Raw genomic sequence first — 24,848 nt, 5'->3', positions numbered from 1 at the left:
CTTTTAATTTTTTCCGGTAAATGTATAAGCCACTCCAAAATTGAATGTTTGTCGCGGCCCTACCCTGTATGTTTTTCCATAGGCAGATTTTTCCGCTGTAGTTGCATACAGCTGATCGCCTATGTTCATGCAATTCAGCCAGCATTCAAATCCTTTAAATGCATAACCTGCTCTTGCATTAAACAGATCGTATCCATTATATATCGCGGTATTGGCGGCATCCATAAAATATTTACCGATATGCTGCCATTCCGCACCTATCCTGAAACCTTTTAGCACAACAGGTTTCCAGGTAACTTCTGTATTGGATATCCATTTAGGTGCACCATTCATCTGGCTGTTGGTGTATACTTTATTACCATCTTCATAAGCTTTAAAAATATGTGCTGCATAAGTACCGCTGGTGCGCAGTAACAAACCGGCAACAGGTTCATACTTAACGGTCCACTCTATTCCGCTATGTGTGGTGGCGCCGGTATTGCGGTTTTCATATACGCCATCTGCATTTCTCACACTGATAATTTCGTTAGTACCATTCATTCGGTAAACACTCAGGTCTGCATATCCTCTATGGTTGGCGAATCCAAACCATCCACCTGCTTCATAATTTTGATAGGTAGCCGATTTCAACACCGGCACTTTCACACCGGTATATAGTTCTGAAATGTTGGGTGGTGCAAACCCTACGCTATAGTTGGCGTACAGACCACGATTGTTGCCAAGGTTATAAGTAAGTCCCAATTTGGGTGTAAGCGCATTAAAATTATTACGTTCAGTGGGAGCGCCGGTGTAAGCTGATGAGGTAAGATGATTTTCAAAATTATAATCCATCCGGTCGTAGCGCAGCGCGGCTATCACTCTCATTTTATTGACGGGTGAAAATTCGAATTGCGTATATACGGCACTGTTAAGTAAACCCACACGATAATCTGTTAACACGGAATCAGTTTCCCGGTAACTGGCATAATAGCCACCTGCATTTTTTGTGATGGCAATATAATCAGCTATATAGGTAGCAGGACTGTAATCAGCGCTGACGCCGGCTATCAGCGCAGCATCCTTCCAGTTAAACTGTTTTTTATGTTGTACAATAATGCCATAGCTGTTAAACCCATCGCTGTTGATCTGCCCGTTTGCATTCTGTGTGCCTTTTACATCCTTAATAGCATAAAAAGGATTTTGTGCAATAGTATTATTACGGAAGAAGGCAGTAAAAGTAGTATGGTTGCTGCTGCTCCATTCATGATCCAATGTGCTGCGTACACGTAAGGCTTTTACTTCCCGGTAAGTGAACGTCTGGAAGTTACGGTAGTCTTTTGCAAAGAAATGAGTGCTGTCAAGCCCGCCGGTCTGATCTGTTTTATAATTGATCAGTGTAGCGGCATTGGTCCATTTGGTTTTCTCATTCAACTGGTAGTCAACTTTTGCGGTCAGCGCAAGTTTATGAAAGTCGCTGTGATCCATGTACCCATTACTTTGGTTGGCATAGTAACCGCTCACCGCAAAACCCACTTTTTTAACGGTATTGGATACACTAAAATCAGCTCTTTTGTATCCCCAGTTGCTGCCTTCCAGCTGCACTTTAGCGGTAGGTACCAGTGTGGGCGATGCGGTAATAAAATTAACGGCGCCCCCCACCGCTTCACTGCCGTATAAAGAAGAGGCCGGCCCCCGGATCACTTCTATATTGCGTAAAGCAGCCATATTAATTTCTATCAACGCATTGTGATTGAAGTCGCCGATGGTTCTGATAGGAATACCATCTTCCAGATATAAAAACAGGCTTTTATAACCTATCGGCTGACGGATGGCCATGGTATGCTGTTCGTTACCCAGGTCCACCATGTACACACCGCTTACCTTATTCAATACCTGGTCGAGGGTGGTGGCTTTGGTATCGTTTAATGTTTGCGGAGAAATGGTGCTGATGGCTATAGGCGCCTCTGTGCGCTGTTGCTTATCGCGGGAAGAAGAAACGATAATTTCGTTCAGATTAGCAGTTCGTGGCTCGAGATAAATCACAGGCATATGAGCCGCCGCATGAGCGGCTACCTGCCGGGTGATATAACCCATATATGATATTTCTATTGAGTCGGTAGCAGTAACAGGTAAGTCGTACCGGCCCTGTGCATTGGTGTTACATCCCGCTGCGGTATGCAGCAGTCTTACGTTCACGCCCGGTAATGCTTCTTTGGTTTGCGCATCTGCCACACGCCCATGTAATTGCTGTGCATAACTGCTATACACAGCCATACACGCAATGATGAGTAAACAACATTGTTTCATGTAAATAAACGGTTTACTGTTCGCTGTAAGCAAACAGAGTTAGTCAGGTAGAATAAGGAGATATCAGGAAACTACTGACTGCGGCGGGTGAAAAACGGAAGATACGGGTGCATCCAGACTGGGAGCTTTATAAAAAGAAATAAAAGTGATCTGGTCAGGTTGTGTTGTTGTATGAAACGATTGTATTGCTTCTACAAACATCACTTCATATTTATCTTTGCCGTTATTGTTATTTTTCTCCTGTTGTGCATCCCGGTCCAGTTCCTTTTTGAGATGACAACGGCCATTACAATGCATCTGGGGTTTATTCCTGTTTTCGCAAAGTTCACTGGCGATAAAAGACTGGTTCACCTTGAACTGCATGACAATCAGGCTTTTGCTGAAATTCTGCAGCAATAACCCCATCAATATGCATATGATCGCGAACCCTTTCACGGCGCAAACCTAGTAAATAATTACGAATTACGAATTTCAAATTACGGGACTTGTGTATTGATATTCGTGTCGCGAAAAAATAATTATGGATTTTTTTCTTGCCCAGGATTAGACTGATTTTGATGATTTATAGGATTTTTCTTTAATAATTTTTTGATTTGAAAAGATTCGGGGAGATACGAGCGGATAAATTCGCTTATATCTCCCCGAATCTTTTCAAATCAAAAAATTATTAAAGAAAAATCCTATAAATCATCAAAATCAGTCTAATCCTGGGCAAGAAAAAACCTCCATAATTCGCTATTCGTTCTACTGCGACAATACAAATCTGAACGTAATACCTCCGCTCGTACTGGTTATTGGGTATGCGGTGGATATAACCGGTATGGTTTGTCGCCGGTCATAGAAGAAACGAAGGTTCAAACGGTTGTTGACCACGTAGTCGATAGATGGTGAAATGCCTATCACCTTCTGACCGCTGGTTGGGATCGACAAGTCGGCATCCAACCGGTTATTGGCGGTTTTATCGTCACGGAAGCTCAGATCCAGTCTGAAGTTCATATCGTTCTGTATTTTCTTACCCCCATTTTTGCTGAAAGAGAAAGGCATCTGCACTCCTCTCACGCGGTATCCCGCACCTATAATAATTTCGCTGGAGCGTATTTCTGTTAACTGGTAATCAATCAGGCTCAAACTGAGGGATCGGCTTTTCCTGAATTCCACCCTGGCATTCAGGCTGTTCACAAAAGTGAGGTCCACACCCAGTAACGGAGAAAACGATTCCGTCAGTGTAAGGTTAGGTACCAGGAAGTAAGGGAAGTAGTTCCCTGATACTGTGTCTCTGAATGCCGGGAAGCCTGTCAGCCGCGGATCTTCAAAGTACATGGAGGTATTATAGGAGTTCATGCTGAGTGAACCCGTATACGCATGCCTGATGGTAAAGTTGGTCAGGAAAGAACGGAATGGTTCCAGCTTGGTCAACCCGTTATAGGTAAGGCTCCAGTTAGGTTTGGGTATATAGTTGCTGAAAGGATTACTTTTCACGTTATCATTACCTTGTTTCAGCAACGCTACCTTATCTGGCGTAGTACCGGTATATGCTGCCAGGAAGGCCGGTATCAGTACATCCTGTGCATACCGGGTATAGCCGTAAGCATAGGTTGGATCTTTCGGATCGCCGGAAGGCACGCCCGGATCTTTGTTATATGGATTGACGGCGCCCAGTCTTTTTGAAATGGCGTTCCGGTAAGTCTCAAAGTTGCGGAAGGTTTGTGAAACGCCATCTGCCGTATTGATTTTACCAAACATGGTTTTAATGGCGATGTAGGTAATCTCAAACCCACCAGCGTCATAAGGGCTGAGGTGCTGGAAGTTCGAAGGATCGGTCAGGTTCTTGAACAGTTCTGTATGCGTTTTGGTAAATGACTTGGTCATGGTCAGATCTATACGCAGGTCATTGAACGGTTCCAGCTGGGCCTGTAAATCCCACCTTTGTGTAAACTGTTGCTGGGCCTGTATATTAAACAGGGTATCCGGTGTAATCAGTCCTTTCTGCGCAAATTTGTCCAGCCACTTTCTATCCGGTTGGTAGCCAAATACGAAGTTCAGTCCTGGCGCCATGGTAGCCCAATTCATACCAATAATTTTGGTACTGTCGATATAACCAGGCAGGCGCGTACCTGCATTCTCATTATAGTTGAAACCAATCCGTTTCAGCATCATCAGCGGTTTCAGCAAACCTTTCACCCATGGTGATATTTCATCGGCGGCAGGTTGGTTTTGATTCTGCTGATTGTTACCGGCGGTTTTGTTATTCTGGTTATTATTGTTGTTATTGTTATTATTCTGCGGCTTACGGGTATTGATCGTCCTGAGGAATTTCGATTTGTTATAGAGCTCCGTAAATTTAAATTCTGCCGTCAGCGTTTTCTGCTGGGAATTTTCTATCGCGTTACCCAGGTATAGCGCCAGCTGTGAAGCGCCTGTCCACCGATATTCTGTACTATATCCAAATGCAATGTTGGTCCAGCTCAGTGCCGGGAATTTGGATGTAGGCAGTGTATAGGTGAAGTTGGCGTTATGCATGTAATTGGTATTACGCCCGCCTTTGAAGAAATTCCTCCGCACGGTATCTTTCTTCGAGGCATCGTCGATACGGCCGTTGGGCTCATCGATGCGTGCGTTGTTTACCGCATTAAATTCAAAGTTAATGCTACGGGTAAGATCCCATTTCACAGTGTAGTAACGATCGAACGTAAAGTATTTATTATAGGTTTCCGGCAGCTGGTATTTCACATCACCGCCCACGTTACGTACCCTGGTAACGCCGAACTGCCTGGATATATCTGCCCTGAAACTCAGGATAGACGGTACATAGTTGATATTGAAATCACGGATCAGATCGAGCCAGTGCGTTTTACTTTTAATCAGCTTTTTAAACGGTTCCAGGTAATGCGGTTGCCCGGCGTAATTATAGCCGAGTCCTCCCCTATGCTTGGTAAGCATATCATTCTGGATAAGCGGGTTATGCCGCAATATCTGCGAGAAGGAGTAGCTGAGGTCAAAGTTCTCCAGGTCCCAGAGATGCCGTTTTCCACCGCCGCCCAGGTTCAGCTTCCGGACATTGGTAAAGTTCAGGCTTTTGATAGAGGTGAAATCCTGTGCATTCCTGCGGATCGAATCTCTTTCTGCGCGGCTTCTGGCCAACGCCATCTTATCTTTCAATTTAATATCCAGGTCGTAGGGATCATATTCCGGGTTACTGACCGACTGTGAATAACCTGCATATACCGGTATGGAGATAGCCAGTTTCTTTGGCAACAGTTTACCCAGATCCAGGTTAGCGGCCGCATCATATTGCAGGAAGTTATCCCTGAACCGCTCATTTACGCGTTGATCAATATTTCCGAAACCTGCCGTGTGCATGTTACCGGAAACCGAAATGGTACCGAGGTCGGAAAGTTGTACATCCACCCTGGCCAATGCGGCGTAGCCTCCTTTTTCATCAAAATCAGAAAGCCGCAGCTCATCCAGCCAAACTTCAGCGCAGCGGGGTTGGCCGTCGTCTTTGGGATTCTGGATACCTATCATCATGGTGCGGGCATCTCCCAAACTTGGGTTACCTACTACCTGCATGAAGTTACCATACTGGTCGGCCACCGGTACCTGCGGGTATGGCAGCAGCGGAGAACAGGAGTCGCACATATTGCGCTTTTGTTTCAGGGCGCTCAGCTGTGACATTACCAGCTCCATATTGTTACGTTCAGGCCAGATGTCTAATGCTGTCTTCGGGCCGTTCCAATCTGTTACTTTTAACGGGATACGGTATTCGTAGTAGTTGCTTACAAAGTCGCTACCAATACGTATTACCGCCTGGATCTGTCCGTCTTTCAATGCCGTGGCGGCGCCTACTGCCTCTGCGTGGATATACATCTGCAGTTTTTTGTACTGGCGCAAATCCATGTTCAGCGTTTTGTACAGGGCCCGTATCTCACCATCTTTCAGGTTACAGAGCTGTACGGACAAGGACTGCTCATTTAATTGCAGCGTGGTATTATTGGTGCTGATCGTATTTTGTCTTACTACTCCCGGAGGCAGCACATAAGGAATAGGCGTACGGGAAGAGTTTTCTTCAATATTTACCGCAGAAGAATTGAAGGACGTAGAATTATCCAAAGGAATCGGATCACCTGGGCGCAGTTCATACATATACCGGCGCCACTGATTGCGTACCAGTTCCAATTTTGCAAAACGTACTACCACAGAATCAGTAAAGTTGGTGAGGAACATACGCATGAAGCGGATCGATTTAAAATCCGGTATGTTACCTACTTTGGCATTATACTGATTCAGAGGCACCTTAAACTGGTACCAGGTTTCTGTTGTTTTCTGATTATTGGGCAGGGTCACATCAGCCTGTATCTTATCTACGATAAAATTGGTACCTACCTGCATATTAGGTTTCAGGTCTACCCGGTATTGAAAATACTCCTCTGTTTCATTCATGGTATTATCCCTGTTCAGGTCTTCCGACTCAGGAATATTCGTTGCAGCGGAAGAAAACGTCGATTTGGGATCAGATACCGGCGAGTTTCCTTCCGGATTGCTATAGCTTTTATAGCGTTGCAGGATGTTCATGCCATTATACGTTGGATCACGATAATGTTTGTAATCATCATTGGCCGGATCTTTTACGGCCTGGTTATATACCGGGCTTCCGCCATAGTTCATACGCAGTGTATCCATGTATGTTTTGAAGAAGGCGCCTTCATCCTGTGACTTTAACCCGTCGTAACCCACATCCTGGTAGCTGCGGATATTGGGGTCATTATCGAATGCCTGTGTGATCTGCTGTTGGAACTTCGGTAAGCGGCCCCATTTGGAAGAATCGATCTTATTGGGATTCTGGTTAGGATCAGGCATACCATTTTCAAAGAATTTCTTGGAATCTTTGAGGATATCTTCTGATACGTTACCGAGGTTAAAGTAGAGGGAACCGCCGGCGCTGTTGCCCTGTTTAATAAACGGATCCTGTATCCAGAATTCGATATATTCTATGTTAGCCGTTTCAAAATCGCTGTTGTCGATTGCCCTCATAATACCGCCCCACCTGGTTTGCGGCCTGGCGAGTTTACCATCCCGGTCCATCATGAGCGGGTTGTTGGTAAAGTTGTAAGGGCCTCTTTCAACGGGGTAGTAGGCCAGATCGAGTGTGCTGAGCTGGCTTTGTCCGAAGTCGGTTGACCTGTTTTTAAATACTTCTTTCTGATATACCAACCTGCTGCGGGGATCGGACTGATCGTCCACGGAAATTCCCGGGGGCAGGTTAGGAGATTTGGGTAACTGCAGGGTAGGTTCAATGATATACCAGGCCAGTTTTGCCCTGTTTTTTCCGTAATCCAATATATTATTCAGTTCTGCTTCCGGGAACATTACCCGGCCGGAGGCATCGGTAGCGCCTTTGGGGGTAGAAGCCAGTGCCCAGCTGGTAGCCGGGAACTTGAGATCATACCCGCTTTTCACGCCTTCAAAGTCGTCGATATAAGCAGTACCTTCTCTGCTACCGGGTTGATTCACCAGTTTACTATGGCCGGGGAATAACCGGGCCACCTCACCGGTAAACAATATATTGGATGGCGAAGTGCTGGTATAGTTGGGTAATTTATCGAGGAATCGGTTCAGTCCTTTCCATTCGGAAGCGTAGTTTGCGTCCAGTCCTACCATGGTGTTCTTGATAGGATCTTCCCCATAATTCACTTTCTGGTAATAGGGTCTTTCACTCATCCGCACGATAGTACCACCCAGGCTTAACTTATCGTTCACCATATAATCGAGGCGGGTACCGAAATAATTTCTGACCTGCTGCCCGAAAAGCGCGTTGTTTTCAAACTGTACATTGATAGGTACGCCGGAGTTCAACACCCCGCCGTTAATAATTTTCAGTCTGCCGAGGTTGTAATCAATGATATAATCCACGTTCTCCCGGAGTTGTTGTCCGCCGGCGGTTACCGTAACGGATCCTGGCGGAATGGTGGTGCCGGAGCCCAGGTTTATTTCCGAGGAGCTGGCCGATTTATAAGAGCCACGTATTACATACCGGTTAAGTTGCGGGAACTGCTGGGCAACTACTTTGATGGAGTCGTACAGCACATTATAGAGGTATTGCTTTTCGAGTGTGGCATCTCCACCGAAGGCTTTTTTCAGACCGCCGGAAAAAGGTTCCAGTACGGGGAACATGATTTTACCGGTGAGAGAGTTTATCGTATAGCCTTCCACGTAATCGAAAACACCATCCGGTTGCGGATCCAGTTGATTATTTAAACGGTCCAGGCTGAGAATGGTAATGATCGGAGCGCCGGCAAAATCGCCCTTGGCATCCGGGATATACCGTTTATCGCTGGGGGGACGCCCTTCCGCACCGGGATCTTTATAGTATACATCCATCCGGAAATCTTCCTTGTTTACCTGGAACGCGCCGGTGGCATAAATATTTTTCATCATCAGGTCCCAGATGGGCAGGGTAGGACGGGCAGAAGTGGCTTTCAGCAATTTGAGGAACAATACCGGCTGGTTGGCACTATTGTTCTGGTCTGGTGGCACATCCTGCGAAAACTCTCCTACCTGGTATACCCTTCCATTGTAGGTGTACTGATAGGCTACTGCCAGTACTTCATCGGCCTGTAATTGCTGATTAAGGGAGATGAAACCCAGTTGTCTGTTATAGGTGTATTCGGTAGAATCGAGTTTACGGGCAAATGTTTTCTCAAATTCCGACACCGGTTGCAGACCCAGTGAGAGCAACCGGCTTACGACCGTCCCCGTGTTCCGGCTCATCGGGTCGCGGATGAGGTTTGAATAAAGGTCATTCGTTCCTCTGTCTGGCAGTTTAGAGGAAGTATTAACATGAATGGCTGTTTTATTGAACGGGTTTTGTTCGGCCAGGTCCATCAACCCTACAATATCGCGGGTTTGTGTGGTAGCCCCGGTTTTATTGGTGACCCATACTTCCAGCCTGGTAATATTTGTGAGCGACCTGATAACCGGCAGGTTGGACATCGCATAGTTGAAGGTATCCCGGAAGTACTGCGCCAGCAGGAAGTGGCGGTTATCTTCGTATTCATCTGCTCTCAGGTTGTAGTCCTGTACCTGGGTACCGCCTTTGAGCATGAGGTTTTGTTTCTGTGACTTCTGGTTGGAGAGGACGCTGGTAACGGTTAAGCGGCCAAACTGCAGTTGGGTTTTTACCCCGAAGAGCGACTGGATCCCGGAAATGAGGGAGCTGCGCAGGGGGAAGCTAACATTACCTGCTTCTATTTTCTTGATTATTTCGTCGGCATAGCCGGTATATTCCAGCTTTACCTGGTTTTCAAAATCGAACTGGGACTGGGTATTATAGTTGGTGATCAGCTTCAGTTTGTCGCCGATCTTACCTACCACGTTCATGTTGATGCCCATATCAAAGTTAAAGCCGCCGTTTTTCCTGGCTTGTTCCACCAGAACGGGGTTCTTGATATTTTGTCCCTGGTAACCAAAGGTGAGATCCAGGCTTCCCTGCGGGCGTATATCAACTTTACTGCCTCCGAAGATGCGGTCAAAAAGGTTATTACCGTTGTATAGTGCGGGACCGTTGGCGCGTTGGTTCAGGTTACCAAGTGCGCTGGCTCTTTTTTGCCAGTAATCCTGTTCGCTTTGTTTGGACTGCAGTTTATAGAACTCGTCGAAGCTCATATAGGTAGGGTTACGATAATACTGGTTACCGATTTTTTCGGTAACAGTGTATTGTTTCGTAACGGGGTCGTATTCCACAGTTTTGTTGATGTTCGCCGGGTCCTTCAGATCAATAGCGCCTTTCGACCCCGGATCCGTTATTTTGGGGCCGCGTCTGTCCTGAAGGGGGTATTTCAAGGTATCTTTTTTTCCGGTAGTATCGATTTTGGTTTGACCTGTTATGGTGGTATCCGGCTTCCAGCTCTTTCTCGATAATTTCAGATTCCCAGAACGATCCCTAGCGGCAGTATCAACAATGATAAAGGATACAATTGCTATCACGGCAAAAGCACCATAGTATGTTTTTCTTGCCAAGAAAAATAGGTTTTATAGAGGATTTTATTTATTTATTATAAACTTTTCAGGGCCTTCTTTATGAGCTCTTCCAAGTTTTGCAATAGTGGCTCATTTTTCATAACTCTCTGGATTGCCGATTCTGCCATGTTCCGGGCTATACCCAGGGTTATCAGAGCATTTAACGCATCTTCGTGCATTGTATTGTTTACAGTAGCAGATAAATGTGTTCCGGTATCCTTGTGCTTCGTAATCTTATCTTTCAGTTCCAGTATAATCCTTTTGGCTGTTTTCGCACCGATGCCCTTTACACTTTCCAGCATCCGCTCATTTTCCATCATAATAGCACGTTGCACATCTTCTGGTTGTAAGGAAGATAACATCATCCTGGCCGTACTGGCGCCCACACCTGAAACGCTGATCAACAGGAGAAAAAGGCTTCTTTCTGCCTCTTCAAAAAAGCCGTACAGTGTATGTGCGTCTTCTTTAATCTGGAGGAAGGTTAACAGCTTGCAACTTTCCATATGCTGTATACGGGAATAAGTGTTAAGGCTGATCTGTACTTCATAACCGATTCCATTCACATCCAGATGAACAAGAGCAGGTGACTTATACGCTAATTTTCCATTCAGATACGCAATCATACGAGGTAAAGGTTCGGTAATTTAATTAAACTTTTGGAAATAGATTAATAATGTATTCCGGGTAAACCGGGGCAAAGATGCTAACTTTTAACGGATTGTCAATCCTTAAAGTGCTTCATATTCGACTTTTTTAGGAAATATACGTTTATATCGTATTTTTACGCCTCGTTTTAAACACATATTTAGTTTATATGAATAAAATAACGGCCGCTATTACAGCGGTGGGTGGGTATGTTCCCGATTACGTGCTAACCAACCAGGAATTAGAAAAATTAGTAGATACAACAAACGACTGGATAATAACCCGGACGGGTATTTCAGAAAGAAGGATATTGAAGGGAGAAGGGAAAGGGACGTCTGATCTGTGCGTACCTGTAGCGCTGGAAATCTGTAAAAAGCGGGGTATTTCACCGGAAGAAATTGATCTGCTGATTGTGGCTACCGTAACTCCGGACATGACTTTTCCGGCTACCGCCAACGTGGTAACGGACAAAATCGGGGCAAAAAATGCTTTTGGTTTTGACATCAGCGCAGCCTGTTCCGGCTTTTTGTACGCGCTGGATACCGGCGCCCGCTTCATTGAAAGTGGCCGTTATCAGAAGGTAATGGTAATCGGAGCCGATAAAATGAGTTCCATTATCGATTATACCGACCGAACCACCTGCATTATTTTTGGCGATGGCGCCGGCGGCGTGCTGCTGGAAGCCAATACGGAAGGATACGGCTTAATCGACAGTCTCCTCAAAAGTGACGGTCATGGCCGCGAATACCTCCACATGAAGGCCGGCGGTTCTGTTAAACCGGCTACCCTTGAAACAGTGAATAACCGTGAACACTATGTATACCAGGAAGGTAAAATGGTGTTTAAATACGCGGTAGCGAATATGGCTGGTGCAGCAAAAGACGTTATGGAACGTAATAACCTCACAGCAGACCATATTGCATGGCTGGTACCACACCAGGCTAACAAACGTATTATTTCAGCCACCTCCCAGTATATCAACGTACCCGATGAAAAGGTAATGATGAATATTCACCGCTATGGTAACACCACCGCCGGTACTATTCCTTTATGCCTGTGGGACTATGAAAAACACCTCAAAAAAGGCGACAACATTATGATGGCGGCCTTCGGAGGCGGATTTACCTGGGGTGCCAACTACATTAAGTGGGCATACGACGGTGATCAATACGGCAAATAAAAATCATTTCCCGGATACAGCTGCCTAAAGCACCTGTATCCGGGTTTATACTATCCTTCCAGCATTATCGTAAATACCAGGTATCGTCCTTCACTTCCTGATACCTGTACCCCTCCTTTCATTTTATCAATAAAGTCGCTCGTAATGGCGTAACTGAGCGCATACATATCATGTTGCCAGTCCGATAAATTTTTTATCACCATGGTGGTATCCTGCCCGGTATCTGCAATAACTCGGGCATAAGCCATTCCCTCATGCTTCCAGGCAGTAAAGATCACCAGGCTTCCATGTTGTGCATAATGGGTACACAGCCGCGACAAGTGCTGATATACCATCCGCAGCATATCTGCATCGGCGGGCAGGATAAAGTCGCCCGGCACCAGGTTCACCACAACTAATGATTTCTCTTCCACTGCAGCTTCCGTTGACTTTAAGGCTGCCGTTATGGTGTCATACAACTTACAGGGCGCCGGTTGATAGGAAAATCCGGCCAGCTGCAACCGTATCCATTTCAGGATATTATCAAAAACAGAAAGCGTATTCCCCGACACATCTGCTATCCTTTTTATAAGGACAGCCATCGTTTGCGAATCATTGCCGCTCCCTCTCATTTGCGCGGCTACTTTCGAAATATAATACAGGGGCTCTCTGAAATCATTCGCTATAATAGTGATCAGCTTATTTTTAAATTCATCATTAGCCCGAAGGGCAACGTTCTTAAGTGAAATATCAGCATAGCTGTCGGACAGCAAATGCTCCTGTTGCTGCGATAAACTGTATTGCCGGTAACGGCTAAAGAGCAAAATAAAAAGCAGCATCACTACTACCACCAGGCCTGCTATTACAAACTGGCTGTTCCGTTTACGGGCACCCACCGTTTCGAGTTCCTGCTGCTGCAGGAGATTGCTGCGTGCCAGCCGCTGCAAAGCCTGCTCCTTCAAAAAGTAATCAAGGTAGTTCACCTGGTCCCTCCCCGGTTGATAACGGTACTGGGCGGCCAGCCGCATAATTTCATCGCTGTAATAGTTTACTTTCGGTACATCGTTTTTATGCTCATAATAATCGTACAGCCCCGCTATAACAGATAAATTCAATTCTATACATCCTGCTTTTTTTGCCAGTTCATAAGACAGTTCGCGGTAGTGTGTTGTATCTACGGTATATCCCATTCCGCCATATTCTTCCAGGCGATTGTACATATCCATGGCTACATAAGGCAGGCCCATCTTCAACGCCGTTTCCGCGAGCGTATTCATAAGCAGTTCGGCTTCCTTTCCACGCCCCTGTTTCACCAGCGTATCTGCTCCGTAGGCGGCAATATACAATGGCAGCCTGCTACGGGGGTATTTCCTGCTGATACTCTCCGCAGTGTGTAATGCCCATTGTACGGAATCCTTACGGGTTGTATCCCGGTAAAAACGCATCGCGTAGTTCACCAGCAATATACTATACACAGAATCGGCTGAAGCCGGCAGCCTGCCGGCCATTTTAAAGGCCTCGTAAAAATAGTTATTGGCATCAGCCTGTCTGCCCAGGTTCCTGTAACAGAGATACAGGTTACTCAGGGTTTTGCATATCCTGGCGCTGTCGGATAAGGATTTATGCAGCTGTAAGGCCCTATAGGCGTATATTCCGGCAATATTAAAATCTGTACGCAGTGCAAAACAAAAGCTTAGTACATCATACGCATCAGCCAATCCTTTTTTGTCCTGTAATCTGACGGCTATTTCCTGTTCTTTAATTGCGCAGGCAAAACTGCTGTCCAGGTTAATCATCATGTATAATGCTCCCATCTTGCCCAGTGTGTTCAGATAAGCGCTGCTATCGCGCTGCTGCTTCAGCTCTTCCTGTAGTTCAGGCAGCTGCGGACTTTGCGCGCGGGTGGTTATCACCGCGCATAACAATACTGCCGCTATGCAGATAGCTGCAAATCCATTCCTGTAACATGCATACAAAAAGACGCTTCTCATGGTTATGAATGCCTCCCGATCAATGATTCGGGAAGCCTGTAATAAAAAGTGCTCCCTTCTTCTTCATTATTTATCGCATTAATTTCCCCGTTCATTTTATGGATAAAATCCCGGCAGATGATCAGCGCAAGACCGGCTCCCTTACCAGTGCGCTCTTGTTCATGCGCCTGCCGGCTCCAGGTAAAAAGATGCGGCAGCACAACTGCGTCGATACCTGATCCTTCATCTGTAAACGATACGGTCAGCCACCCATTTTCCCGTATAGCCCTGATCGTTATTACACCATCTGTAGGAGAAAATTTAATGGCATTATGTAAAAAATTCCGGTGTATAAACTGCAGCATTTCGTAATCCGCCCATACGGTAGTACCAGGTGGAATAGCGTTGACCAGTTGTATTTTTTTCCCGGTTGATAAATGCAGGAGGGTTTGCTCTGTAGCGCTGATCATTTCAGCCAGCGAAAAGGATTGAGGGTGATATGTAAATCCTGATAACTGGGTACGGATCCAGCTCAGGATTTCTTCAAACACACCGAGCGTGGTTGTGGCTGTTTGTTCCACTTCCAGGATCATTTCTCCCGCCTCCGTCACTGTTAATGCATGCTGGTCTATAAACCCGGTGATGCTCACGATGTTATGCAGGGGTGTTCTGAAATCATGTGCGATCATGGAGATCAGTTTATTCTTAAAGTCATCATTGTCCTGCAGGGCTTTGTTTCCCTTGCTGATCTCCTCTTGCAAAGCGGCCATGCTGGCCGTATTCCGGCGCGACAACCGGTAGGCCCTGATAAAGTAGGTAAGCAGTATTGCTAATAATATGGCGATAGCTGCAACAATGATCGCCTGCAGATACCAGAAACGATTAGAGGCCTTGTGTTGTTTCAGCTGTTCCTTTTGTGACTGGTGTTGCCATTGCAGGGAGTCCATCAGTTCATCTCCAAAGGTGTAGGCCAGGTAATCTGCTTCCCCTGCCTGCATGTCGTCCTGTTGCTGTTGCATGATCCGCAGGGCCAGGCGGCTGTACGTTGCAGCCTGGTGTTCATCTCCCTGCCGCCGGTGCCAGTTAAACAGCGAGGTAACTACGGGGAGCATTAACCCGATATAACCACCTGCGCTGGCATACCGGACAGATTGCTGCTGGTATAAGAGCGAGTCTGCTTTTTGTTGCCAGATGCGATAGCCGGTGAGTTGAGTGCCGGCATACATCGCAATATAGTTTAACCCGGCGCTGTCTGCTGCTCTTATGACGGCCTTCAGCCTGTTTTCGGCCTCCTTTATGCCACCGGCACGCAATGCTTCATGAGCTGTGAACAGCTGTGTATAAAGCATTCCGAGGCGGTCCTTATAGTGAGTAGTGAGTGTTACTGCCTGTTGCAGGGCTTTTTGCGCATACGAAAGAGCGGCAGTGTCTGCCGCATTCACCAGGTAGTAATTAACCAGCACCCAGGCTCTCAGGGAGTCCAGCCTGGCTGTCCAGGTTACATTCAGGGCTTTGTTTATATAGCGTTGCGCTTCGGCATGTTGTCCCTGATACTGGTAATAGGTGCCGATATTCATCAATGAAATAGCCACTCCCATGGAGTCGCCGGCTGCGCGGCTGGCGGTGAGCGCATTATCATAAAACAGGAAGGAAAGGTAGCGGTGCGGACGCAGGGAGTAGTAACGGCCCATGCCGCGCAAAGCTTCCCGGTGACCTTTATCATAGTGAATCCTGTCGGCCATATCGTTGGCGGTCCTGGCATATAGCCCGCTGCTGTCGAGCTGACAGGGAAGATACAGCGACGCCAGCCTGTTTAAAACATCCACATACGCTGTACTGTCCGTTATATGAGATAACGTATGCTTAATTGCTGCAATATCATTGTACTGGGCGCACAATGTTCTGGACAGAAACAGCAGACAACAAATGCCTGTATGGCGCAAACATGACATAAACGGTGGAAATCAGCGGCCCTAAAATAGTTTTATTTGCCGTGCTGACTGCCATCCATTTTGTTCATTTTACAACCTAGATTTCGAACACCAGTCCTTTGCGTTTGAGTGCTTCATATCTTTCCGGGTCAAAGCGGTAGAGATGTGCACCTTTTTTGGAAGAAGTTTTGTCTTTTTCCTCCAGTTTTTCCATTACATCCAGGGATAATATCTTCTTACGGAAGTTGCGTTTATCCAGTGTTTTCTGGTAAATTTCTTCGTAGAGGCTTCTTAACTGTGAGAGGGTGAATTTCTCCGGCAGCAGTTCAAAACCGATGGGATGGAACTGGGCATTGTTGCGGAGCGCTGCCAGGGCGTCTTCAATCATCTTTCCATGATCAAAGATCAGTTCAGGTATTTCGTGCAGTTCCAGCCAGTGGGCGCCGTGTTCGCGGGCCAGCGGTTTGTCGTGGTTTTTGATACGTATGAGGGCATAATAAGCTACTGATATAACGCGGGCGCCGGTATCGCGGTTCACGTCGCCGTAGCAATGCAGCTGGTTCATATAAATATCATCCAGACCGGTAGTATGCTCCAGTACACGGGCGGCCGCTTCGTTGGTACTTTCATCTTCCTGTACAAACCCTCCTACCAGCGACCATTCCCCGGCCATAGGGGCCACCTTACGTTGCATGATCAGTAACTTCAGCTTGCCTTCGTCAAAACCGAAGATGATACAATCTACTGCCACCAGGTGTTTAGGGGCTTTAGCATAAAAAGAAGCAGCGTTCATAATGGAATTTTAGAGGCGGATTATCCGGTAAAAATACTAAAAACAGCCTATTTTTTTGGCTTAAAGCGACTGTAATCCATTGCCTGGATCTTATTTACACCTAATAGTCCTAATATATATACCAGTTGACCACGGTAAAAGGTACTATTATTACACACCTGGATGATAACATCCTGGACAGGCATTTTGTAATGCTCGCTCTTTTTCAGCGTATAAGCAATGGTATGATTGAGCTTTGCCTGGTTGGCCTGCTGCACCCACTCCTCCAGCAACCGGGATTGTTTCAGCAAAGCATCACAGGCTGCAGGGAACGCATCGCTGAAACCACTGACGGGATCCGTGGTTTTCTCCGTAAGCTGTAATCGCTGATACCATAAACTTTCTGCAGACCATAGCTGGTACAAAGTTTCCCGCAGTGTTAATAAACCGGCGCCCAGCTGCCGGTCCAGCTGTTCTTCCTTTAGTTTCAGCAACCCTTTTACCAACTGCTGGTTAGCCCAGCAGTTGTAGGAAGCATAATGCACGAGCATATTTTTCATGTAAAAAAGAGATTAATGCTATCCCACAGCAAAACATCCTACAAATTACAATATTGTTTTCCATTTTTGCACACGATATTTGCAGTCCCGGACTTGCTGAAAACAACCGCATTATCTGTTGCAGGGTTTCCGCCGGCCATCTGTCCCGCAGATGCTCCGGCAGTAAAAAAGACCACCGGCAGGATCTGCACAATTGATTATTTTACGGCAGGAGGAAAAAGGCAGTTCAGCGACCATTTCCCACGCGGAAAATGGTCATCACCGTATTTTTGAAAATACCGGCGCCGGCGGATAACCGGTCCGGCAACAAATTACCCATTCATCCGATAATATTTACTGATATGGAAGATATAACGTTAAGGGTTGCACGAAAAGAAGATTGTCCCCGTTTGATGGAACTGATCCGTGAGCTGGCCGAATATGAAAAGGCGCCCGAAGAGGTGACCGTAAGCCTGGCTCATTTTGAAGAGGCCGGTTTTGGTCTGCAACCGGTGTGGAAGGCATTTGTGGCCTCCACCCGGGAAAACGGGCAGGAAGTGATACAAGGTTTCGCGCTCTACTATACCCGCTACTCCACCTGGAAAGGTTGCCGTATGTACCTGGAAGATATTATCGTAACAGAAGCATGGCGCGGTAAAGGCATCGGTAATTTGTTGTTCGACCAGCTGATAATAGAAGCCAAAGAAAAGCGCTTCAACGGCATTGTATTCCAGGTACTGGAATGGAATACTCCCGCCATCAATTTCTATAAAAAATACACCAACAAATTTGATCCGGAATGGATTAATGTCAGTATAGAACTGCAATAATTTTTCCGCTCATAAAATTCCGGAATGGTATCTCATCAATGATGATTAATATTGGTGACATACCATTCCACTATGATTTTTATTCAGGATTTCAGCACCCTTCACAACGTATCCACCCAACATCTGTGTGATACTTTCAACGCGGCTTTCAGCGATTATGTAGTGCCGCTGCATCTCACACCGTCTATACTGGAACAAAAAATGCGGGGAGAAAATCTGCAGCGTGATTATTCCATTGGCGCATTTGCAGGTAATGATTTGGGGGGATTTATCCTGCATGCAACAGATGATAAAATACATCCTGCTATCCTGTATAATGGTGGTACCGGCGTAGTTCCTACCTACCGCGGCCAGCACCTGGTTCAAAAAATGTATGACAAGTTTATTCCTGTGTACCGGCAACAGGGTATCCGCAAGATCATACTGGAAGTTATCAGCACCAATTTGCCCGCCATCAAAGCCTATACGAATAGCGGCTTTCATAAAACCCGTATCATACACTCCTTCAAAGGAATGGTGGATATTCGCAAAGCGTCGGCCAACATCTCCATAAAAGAAAATACAGCCCCGGACTGGCCGTTATTATCCACATTCATGGATATGATACCCACCTGGTCGAACACCGTTGGCAGTATCCAGCGGGAAGGCGCTTTTACCGCCACCTGGGAAGCCATGATAGATGGAGAAACTGCCGGCTATATCAGCGTACATAAAGATACCCGCAGGATCAGGAACATCGCGGTAGCCCCGCGCTACCGCCGGCAGGGAATCGGCACGGCTTTATTACAACATGCTGCAGAGGAACTGCAAGGCGGCCCTATGAGCATTATCAATATCGACGAACATTTTCCGGAAATAGGCCAATTCCTGAAAAGCGCAGGAATGGACCATTACCTGTCACAATTCGAGATGGAAAATGATTTAGCTTTTAGCCATTAGCTGTTAGCTGTTAGCAAAATGCAGCGGAGATTAAGTAGACTACTTAATCTCCGCTGCATTTTTATTATCGCTGCATTTTGCTAACAGCTAACAGCTAATGGCTAAAAGCTATTCTACCCTATCCCGTTTACCACTGTTTCTTTGTTGATCTTCTGCACAAGTCCCTGTAATACTTTACCTGGTCCTACTTCGGTAAATTCGTGTCCGCCGTCGGCGATCATTGCCTGAACCGATTGTGTCCATTTTACCGCGCCGGTTAACTGATCAATCAGGTTTTGTTTGATAGTGGCAGGATCTGTTACTGCGGTTGCGGCAACATTCTGATATACCGGGCAGGTTGGTGTATTGAAGGTGGCGGTGTTGATAGCGGCCTGTAATTCTTCTTTAGCCGGAGCCATCAACGGAGAATGGAAAGCACCTCCAACCGGTAATACAAGCGCGCGTTTGGCGCCGGCTGCCTTCATTCTTTCACAGGCAATTTCCACCCCTTTTATGGTGCCGGAAATAACCAGCTGACCAGGACAGTTATAGTTGGCGGGTACTACTATTTCACCGGTTTCCGCAGTTACTGCAGCACAGATCTCCTCTACTTTTGCATCGTCCAGGGCCAATACTGCAGCCATGGTAGAAGGTTGTACTTCACATGCTTTCTGCATGGCATTGGCACGGACAGCCACCAGGCGCAAAGCCGATTCAAACGACAATACACCGTTGGCCACCAATGCGGAAAATTCTCCGAGAGAATGACCCGCCACCATTTCCGGCTGCGAATGTTCACTGCAAAGAAATGCGATCACAGCATGCAGGAATACGGCCGGCTGTGTAACCCTGGTTTGTTTCAGATCCTCCTCTGTACCATTGAACATGATATCAGAAATACGGAATCCTAAGATTTCATTGGCTTGCTCAAAAAGTTCTTTTGCTCTTGCGTTGGTGTCGTACAGGTTTTTGCCCATGCCCGGAAATTGGGAACCTTGTCCGGGAAATACGTAAGCATGCTTCATAACTATGATTAATGTGATTAAAATGGACTATGATTAAACTGATTAAACTGATGATGACTGTGATTAACCTGATTTAAATGATTGACCTGATTTTATTTGTCAATGATCAAAAAGATAAGCGAAGATATATAAATATACAACATATATAATACCTCCCGTAAATCTCATTTAATCATTGACAAATAAAATCAGGTCAATCATTTAAATCAGGTTAATCACAGTCATCACAATCCCTATTTGGAAATCAGTTTCATGAACTCCGCGCGGGTGTCGCCGTGTTCAAACTGTCCGCTGAATGCGGAAGTGGTGGTCAGCGAGTTTTGTTTTTGTACGCCCCGCATCATCATGCAAAGGTGTTGTGCTTCTATCACAACGCCTACGCCCTGCGGCTGAAGCGTTTCCTGGATAGCGTCCAGGATCTGGTGCGTTAAACGTTCCTGTACCTGCAAACGACGGGCGAATACATCCACTACCCTGGCCAGTTTGCTCAGACCGGTGATGTATCCGTTTGGAATATAGGCTACATGCGCCTTTCCGAAGAAGGGCAGCATATGATGCTCACACATTGAATATATTTCTATATCCTTTACTATTACCATTTCACTATAAGCCTCTGTAAATTTTGCGCCCTCCAATATCTTACGTGCATCCTGCTGATACCCCTGGGTGAGGAACTGCATCGCCTTGGCCATCCGCTCGGGCGTTTTCTGTAATCCTTCCCTTTCAGGGTCTTCGCCTAACAGATGCAGGCAGTGTTTATAGTTCTCTACAAGACCGGACGTGATCTTTTCATCGTAACTTTCAATCTTATTATACGCCATTCTTATATGATTTAAGTAATTTCAAAGGCTGACTATATACGTACCTTCTCTCCACTACTTTCCACCGTAATATTCTACGTATATGCGAGGGGTTTCATACAACTTGATACAATGCAACTGAACATCCGCCGGCAAATGTTTAGCCAGCTGGTCCCAGATTGCTATAGACAGATTTTCAGCGGAAGTAAACTTGCCAGCCATGAAATCTACGTCCAGGTTCAGATTCCGGTGATCAATTTTTTCGATGACAGCATCACGGATAATTACGCCTAAAGTCTTGGCATTGAACACAAAACCCGTTTCAGGGTCTGGATTACCTTTTATTGTGACATGCAGTTCATAATTATGCCCATGCCAGTTCTCATTGGCGCATTTGCCAAAAACTTCTTCGTTCTTTTCTTTGCTCCAGCCCGGGTTAGATAACTTATGCGCCGCATTGAAGTTCTCTACTCGCGTTAAATAAATCATTTTTGCAAAAAATTTTTGCAAAAATACCACTATTAAGTGAGTAGAGCCAATTTATCCTAATTCCTGTCAATTGTTTTACACGGGCAACAAGCATTTTTGCCGTATTTTTACGCCATGAAATTACTGGTAACCGCGGCTACCACACTGGAAATACAGCCTTTTTTACAGTTCCTGGACCAACACCGCCCAACCTTATCCGCCGCCAATTGCGACATCGATATCCTTATTGCGGGGATTGGTATGATGCACACCGCCTTCAGTCTTGGCCGCTACCTGGCCGTTCATAAGCCCGACATGGCTATACAAGCCGGTATAGCCGGCGCTTTCGGACATCCCTGGGAACTCGGACAGGTTGTTGTTATCCAACGCGAATATCTCGCCGATCTCGGGGCGGAAGACAATCATCAGTTTAAAGATTTATTTGATATACAGCTCTGGCAACCATCACAGCCACCTTTTACCGGCAACAGCCTGGTAAATACCTTTGCCGGCTTACCCTTTATCCCTGCCCTGCAACGGGCCACCGGGGTGAGTGTAAACCTGGTAAGCGGCAGCGAACCTACCATTCAGCGCCTGGAACAGCAATATGCCCCGGATATTGAAAGCATGGAAGGCGCCGCTTTTCATTATGCCTGCCTGCAGGAACAGGTACCCTTCCTCCAGCTGCGCAGCATTTCCAATTATGTGGAAATAAGAGATAAAAGTAAATGGAAGATCCCCCTGGCAGTAAAAGCATTAAACGATGAACTGGAAAAAACGGTGAAAACCCTGGCCGGTATTTAACAACAGACAATAAAATTTTGAAGCATATGCATTTATCCTTAGGTTTTTCACCTTGCCCGAATGATACATTCATTTTTGATGCAATGGTCAATAACAAAATAGACACAAAAGACTTCTCCTTCGATACCCACCTTGAAGATGTGGAAACGCTCAACAACTGGGCTTTACAGGGTAAACTGGCGGTTACAAAACTAAGCTTTGCCGTGTATCTCAAGGTAAAAGATCAATATGAGCTGCTTAACAGCGGCAGTGCACTCGGACGCGGATGTGGCCCGCTGCTGATTGCTAAAAAGAATATTCCCCTGGAAGACATCAAAAACATGACCATCGCCATTCCCGGAGAAAACACCACCGCTAACCTGCTATTCTCTATCGCGTTCCCGGAAGCAAAAAACAAAAAGGTGATGCTGTTTTCCGAAATAGAAAATGCAGTGCTGAATGGCGATGTAGACGCAGGCGTAATCATTCACGAAAACCGCTTTACCTACCAGCTGAAAGGGCTTGTAAAACTGATGGACATGGGCGAATACTGGGAACAAACCACCGGTAATCCCATCCCGCTCGGCGGCATCTTCATCCGTAAAGATGTACCTGAAGCCACCCGCGCCGAATTAGATACCCTTATCCATCAAAGTCTGCAAAATAGCTACACCACCTATCCCCAGCTCTCTGAATATGTAAAATCACATGCACAGGAGATGGACGAGTCAGTTATGCGTCAGCATATCGACCTGTATGTAAATGATTTCAGCCTGGATCTGGGTGCGGAAGGAAAAGCAGCAGTAACAGCACTCATGGAAGCAGCAGAAAAAATCCGTCGCTAAAACAAGCCTTTTTTCGTTCTTTTGTTACAATATGGTCGAAAACAAGGATACAAACCTGTGGAACAGGTTCCGGCAAGGTGAAGAGCAGGCCTTATATACATTGTATGATCAATATTATCACCTGCTCCTCTTCCTGGGCCTGAAAATATGCGCCAGGAGCGAACCAGTGAAGGATTGTATCCAACAGGTATTTCTTTATTTATGGGAAAAGAAAGAAGGCCTTGGCGATGTAACAAACGTACGGAGCTATATTATCACCTCCTTCAAACGCAAACTCCTGTTGCATTTGCAGCAGGAGAAAAAAGACAATGGTTTATTGTCGTTATGGCTGGAACAGGAACCCGGTAGCGACACGCCCTCTCCCGAACAGCTGCTGCTGCGCCAACAGCTCCATACCGACGCCATCAAACGCATACAGGACGCCATCGCCCGGCTTAGTCCAAGACAAAAAGAACTCATCAACCTGCGCTTCTATGAGGGCAGGAATTACGACGAAATAACCGATATTACAGGACTCACACACCGCTCCGTATATAATCAGCTGTACGAGGCACTCAAATCCCTCAAACAATCATTGGAACAGGATCTGAAATCAGGTAACCTGAATTTGAGAATGCTGTTGTTACTACTTCCCTTATAAATTCCCTTAGATTTTTTTCAAGAAAGAAAGCTTAAAATAGAAAATATCAAAATCTGAATATTTACCGGACAATACCCGGTAAAAAGGAAACGATTGTCGCTCTACTTTAAAAATGGATGGGGAATGCTGCCAATGGACCTGACAGAATTAGATCTGTTACTCGACGATACCTTTCTGCAATATATACGGCGTAACAACGACGGAGCTGTTGCGAAATGGGAAAACTATATCGCCGCGCATCCTGAAATAAAAGACAGGGTGGCCGCTGCAGTAGAATTGTATTACAACATCAACACCGGCGAAGCTCAGCAGGATAAAGCCATACAGTTGAACAGGCTGCAGCAGGCAGTAAAAGCCGGCGCACCGGTAAAACGAATCAGCTGGAAATACTATACCTGGCGTGTAGCCGCGGCCGTTTTATTACTGGGAGGGGCGACCCTGCTCTGGAAAAAAATGCAGCCGGACACTATTCCTGTTACCTTCCAGGAATATTCCAGCGACTGGGGTCAACGTAAAATGCTGACCTTACCGGATGGATCGGCGGTCATCCTTAATGCCAATACCACCGTAAGAATACCTTCTGACTACAGCCATAAACACCGGCAGGTAGAACTCGTAAAAGGCGCCGCCCTGTTCGATGTAACAGGAAATACCGACGATCCTTTCGTGGTAACCAGTAAGCAAATCCAGACGACGGTACTGGGCACCTCTTTCCTGGTAAAAGCATACCCATACGAAACACAGTCAACGGTTTCCTTATTAAGCGGTAAAGTAAAAGTAAGCGAAACAGCCGGCCGTACCAACCCGGTTACACTTACACCGGGAGAACAGGCCAAATGGGATGAAAAGGCCCGGCAACTTACCCGGCACACTTTCGATACTGTTGCCGTACATACCTGGAAAGCAGGGAAGCTTGTTTTCAATAATGCCAGCGCCAGGGAAGTCGTTACACAACTCGAAAACTGGTATGGCATACCATTCGAATTAAAAGGAAATCTGTTAAATGCTAAACGGTTCTCGGGAGCCTTCGACAACGATAAACTTGAAAAAGTACTGAACATTTTTTGTTTCACAGCCGGATGTAGTTTTCAAATACAACCGGATAAAGTAACAATTCAATTTTAATAAAAAGCGTTTCCACCAAAATCGCTGAAATCGGGATCACCAGCAGGCTGCCGGCGCCTGCAGTGACCATATCAACCATTACATTTTAAAAATCAG

General features: G+C 46.1%; 18 protein-coding genes. 7 read left to right on the top strand and 11 right to left on the bottom strand.

Annotated features, from left to right (window positions below; all coding sequences use genetic code 11):
* Positions 1-3: 3 nt before the first annotated feature.
* The 4 genes from KE626_RS19210 to ruvA all read right to left on the bottom strand — a co-directional run bounded on the left by KE626_RS19210 (position 4) and on the right by ruvA (position 10,925).
* Positions 4-2,286 (bottom strand): TonB-dependent receptor, encoded by a 2,283-nt coding sequence (locus tag KE626_RS19210; protein WP_211974549.1) that lies wholly within the window; start codon positions 2,284-2,286, stop codon positions 4-6.
* 63 nt (positions 2,287-2,349) lie between these two features.
* The gene (locus KE626_RS19205) at positions 2,350-2,691 is read right to left on the bottom strand and encodes a hypothetical protein (RefSeq protein ID WP_211974548.1); all 342 of its coding nucleotides are present in this window, start codon (positions 2,689-2,691) and stop codon (positions 2,350-2,352) included.
* Between the two features lie 339 nt (positions 2,692-3,030).
* The gene (sov, locus tag KE626_RS19200) at positions 3,031-10,302 is read right to left on the bottom strand and encodes a T9SS outer membrane translocon Sov/SprA (protein WP_211974547.1); all 7,272 of its coding nucleotides are present in this window, start codon (positions 10,300-10,302) and stop codon (positions 3,031-3,033) included.
* 35 nt (positions 10,303-10,337) lie between these two features.
* The gene (gene ruvA, locus KE626_RS19195; protein WP_211974546.1) at positions 10,338-10,925 is read right to left on the bottom strand and encodes a Holliday junction branch migration protein RuvA; all 588 of its coding nucleotides are present in this window, start codon (positions 10,923-10,925) and stop codon (positions 10,338-10,340) included.
* Positions 10,926-11,116: 191 nt separating this feature from the next.
* Between ruvA and KE626_RS19190 the strand changes: the two genes are divergently transcribed.
* Entirely contained in the window at positions 11,117-12,127 is a 1,011-nt protein-coding gene (locus tag KE626_RS19190) for a beta-ketoacyl-ACP synthase III (RefSeq protein WP_211974545.1), read from the top strand.
* Positions 12,128-12,177: 50 nt separating this feature from the next.
* Here the strand turns inward: KE626_RS19190 and KE626_RS19185 are convergent, their stop codons facing one another.
* From KE626_RS19185 to KE626_RS19170, 4 genes are all read right to left on the bottom strand, one after another.
* A complete protein-coding gene (locus KE626_RS19185; protein WP_211974544.1) occupies positions 12,178-14,097 on the bottom strand; it encodes a sensor histidine kinase in 1,920 nt (639 codons plus the stop codon).
* Positions 14,098-14,099: 2 nt separating this feature from the next.
* Positions 14,100-15,902, bottom strand: coding sequence for an ATP-binding protein (locus KE626_RS35085; RefSeq protein ID WP_211974543.1), 1,803 nt, complete (start codon positions 15,900-15,902; stop codon positions 14,100-14,102).
* Positions 15,903-16,104: 202 nt separating this feature from the next.
* Positions 16,105-16,800, bottom strand: a complete 696-nt coding sequence (locus KE626_RS19175; protein ID WP_211974542.1) for an NUDIX hydrolase — start codon at positions 16,798-16,800, stop codon at positions 16,105-16,107.
* Between the two features lie 47 nt (positions 16,801-16,847).
* A complete protein-coding gene (locus tag KE626_RS19170; RefSeq protein WP_211974541.1) occupies positions 16,848-17,339 on the bottom strand; it encodes a DinB family protein in 492 nt (163 codons plus the stop codon).
* A gap of 341 nt (positions 17,340-17,680) precedes the next feature.
* Here KE626_RS19170 and KE626_RS19165 point away from each other — a divergent pair, with 341 nt between their 5' ends.
* The gene (locus tag KE626_RS19165; protein ID WP_211974540.1) at positions 17,681-18,148 is read left to right on the top strand and encodes a GNAT family N-acetyltransferase; all 468 of its coding nucleotides are present in this window, start codon (positions 17,681-17,683) and stop codon (positions 18,146-18,148) included.
* A 72-nt stretch (positions 18,149-18,220) separates the two neighbouring features.
* The gene (locus KE626_RS19160) at positions 18,221-19,087 is read left to right on the top strand and encodes a GNAT family N-acetyltransferase (protein WP_211974539.1); all 867 of its coding nucleotides are present in this window, start codon (positions 18,221-18,223) and stop codon (positions 19,085-19,087) included.
* 113 nt (positions 19,088-19,200) lie between these two features.
* Here the strand turns inward: KE626_RS19160 and fabD are convergent, their stop codons facing one another.
* From fabD to KE626_RS19145, 3 genes are all read right to left on the bottom strand, one after another.
* Complete coding sequence (gene fabD / locus KE626_RS19155) at positions 19,201-20,091, bottom strand: ACP S-malonyltransferase (RefSeq protein ID WP_211974538.1); 891 nt, start codon at positions 20,089-20,091, stop codon at positions 19,201-19,203.
* A 233-nt stretch (positions 20,092-20,324) separates the two neighbouring features.
* On the bottom strand, positions 20,325-20,912 hold the full coding sequence (folE, locus tag KE626_RS19150; RefSeq protein ID WP_211974537.1) for a GTP cyclohydrolase I FolE: 588 nt from the start codon (positions 20,910-20,912) through the stop codon (positions 20,325-20,327).
* Positions 20,913-20,966: 54 nt separating this feature from the next.
* On the bottom strand, positions 20,967-21,401 hold the full coding sequence (locus tag KE626_RS19145) for a 6-pyruvoyl trahydropterin synthase family protein (RefSeq protein ID WP_249207565.1): 435 nt from the start codon (positions 21,399-21,401) through the stop codon (positions 20,967-20,969).
* Between the two features lie 93 nt (positions 21,402-21,494).
* On the opposite strand from KE626_RS19145, the gene mqnB reads away from it, so the two are divergent.
* From mqnB to KE626_RS19125, 4 genes are all read left to right on the top strand, one after another.
* A complete protein-coding gene (gene mqnB, locus KE626_RS19140; RefSeq protein ID WP_211974536.1) occupies positions 21,495-22,163 on the top strand; it encodes a futalosine hydrolase in 669 nt (222 codons plus the stop codon).
* A 26-nt stretch (positions 22,164-22,189) separates the two neighbouring features.
* Complete coding sequence (locus tag KE626_RS19135) at positions 22,190-22,987, top strand: 1,4-dihydroxy-6-naphtoate synthase (RefSeq protein ID WP_211974535.1); 798 nt, start codon at positions 22,190-22,192, stop codon at positions 22,985-22,987.
* Between the two features lie 31 nt (positions 22,988-23,018).
* Complete coding sequence (locus tag KE626_RS19130) at positions 23,019-23,627, top strand: RNA polymerase sigma factor (RefSeq protein ID WP_211974534.1); 609 nt, start codon at positions 23,019-23,021, stop codon at positions 23,625-23,627.
* A 93-nt stretch (positions 23,628-23,720) separates the two neighbouring features.
* Positions 23,721-24,752, top strand: a complete 1,032-nt coding sequence (locus KE626_RS19125; RefSeq protein ID WP_211974533.1) for a FecR family protein — start codon at positions 23,721-23,723, stop codon at positions 24,750-24,752.
* Positions 24,753-24,848 lie beyond the last annotated feature (96 nt).

The sequence above is a fragment of the Chitinophaga hostae genome, assembly GCF_018224885.1.
Classification (GTDB): Bacteria; Bacteroidota; Bacteroidia; order Chitinophagales; family Chitinophagaceae; genus Chitinophaga; species Chitinophaga hostae.
Note: the sequence above shows the minus strand (reverse complement) of the source record. Positions and strands in the feature narration are given on the sequence as shown.

Coding starts and splice junctions, on each gene's coding strand:
- KE626_RS19210 (WP_211974549.1), bottom strand. CDS start 2,286: ATGAAACAATGTTGTTTACTCATCATTGCGTGTATGGCTGTGTATAGC.
- KE626_RS19205 (WP_211974548.1), bottom strand. CDS start 2,691: ATGGGGTTATTGCTGCAGAATTTCAGCAAAAGCCTGATTGTCATGCAG.
- ruvA (WP_211974546.1), bottom strand. CDS start 10,925: ATGATTGCGTATCTGAATGGAAAATTAGCGTATAAGTCACCTGCTCTT.
- KE626_RS19190 (WP_211974545.1), top strand. CDS start 11,117: ATGAATAAAATAACGGCCGCTATTACAGCGGTGGGTGGGTATGTTCCC.
- KE626_RS19185 (WP_211974544.1), bottom strand. CDS start 14,097: ATGAGAAGCGTCTTTTTGTATGCATGTTACAGGAATGGATTTGCAGCT.
- KE626_RS19175 (WP_211974542.1), bottom strand. CDS start 16,800: ATGAACGCTGCTTCTTTTTATGCTAAAGCCCCTAAACACCTGGTGGCA.
- KE626_RS19170 (WP_211974541.1), bottom strand. CDS start 17,339: ATGAAAAATATGCTCGTGCATTATGCTTCCTACAACTGCTGGGCTAAC.
- KE626_RS19165 (WP_211974540.1), top strand. CDS start 17,681: ATGGAAGATATAACGTTAAGGGTTGCACGAAAAGAAGATTGTCCCCGT.
- KE626_RS19160 (WP_211974539.1), top strand. CDS start 18,221: ATGATTTTTATTCAGGATTTCAGCACCCTTCACAACGTATCCACCCAA.
- fabD (WP_211974538.1), bottom strand. CDS start 20,091: ATGAAGCATGCTTACGTATTTCCCGGACAAGGTTCCCAATTTCCGGGC.
- folE (WP_211974537.1), bottom strand. CDS start 20,912: ATGGCGTATAATAAGATTGAAAGTTACGATGAAAAGATCACGTCCGGT.
- mqnB (WP_211974536.1), top strand. CDS start 21,495: ATGAAATTACTGGTAACCGCGGCTACCACACTGGAAATACAGCCTTTT.
- KE626_RS19135 (WP_211974535.1), top strand. CDS start 22,190: ATGCATTTATCCTTAGGTTTTTCACCTTGCCCGAATGATACATTCATT.
- KE626_RS19130 (WP_211974534.1), top strand. CDS start 23,019: ATGGTCGAAAACAAGGATACAAACCTGTGGAACAGGTTCCGGCAAGGT.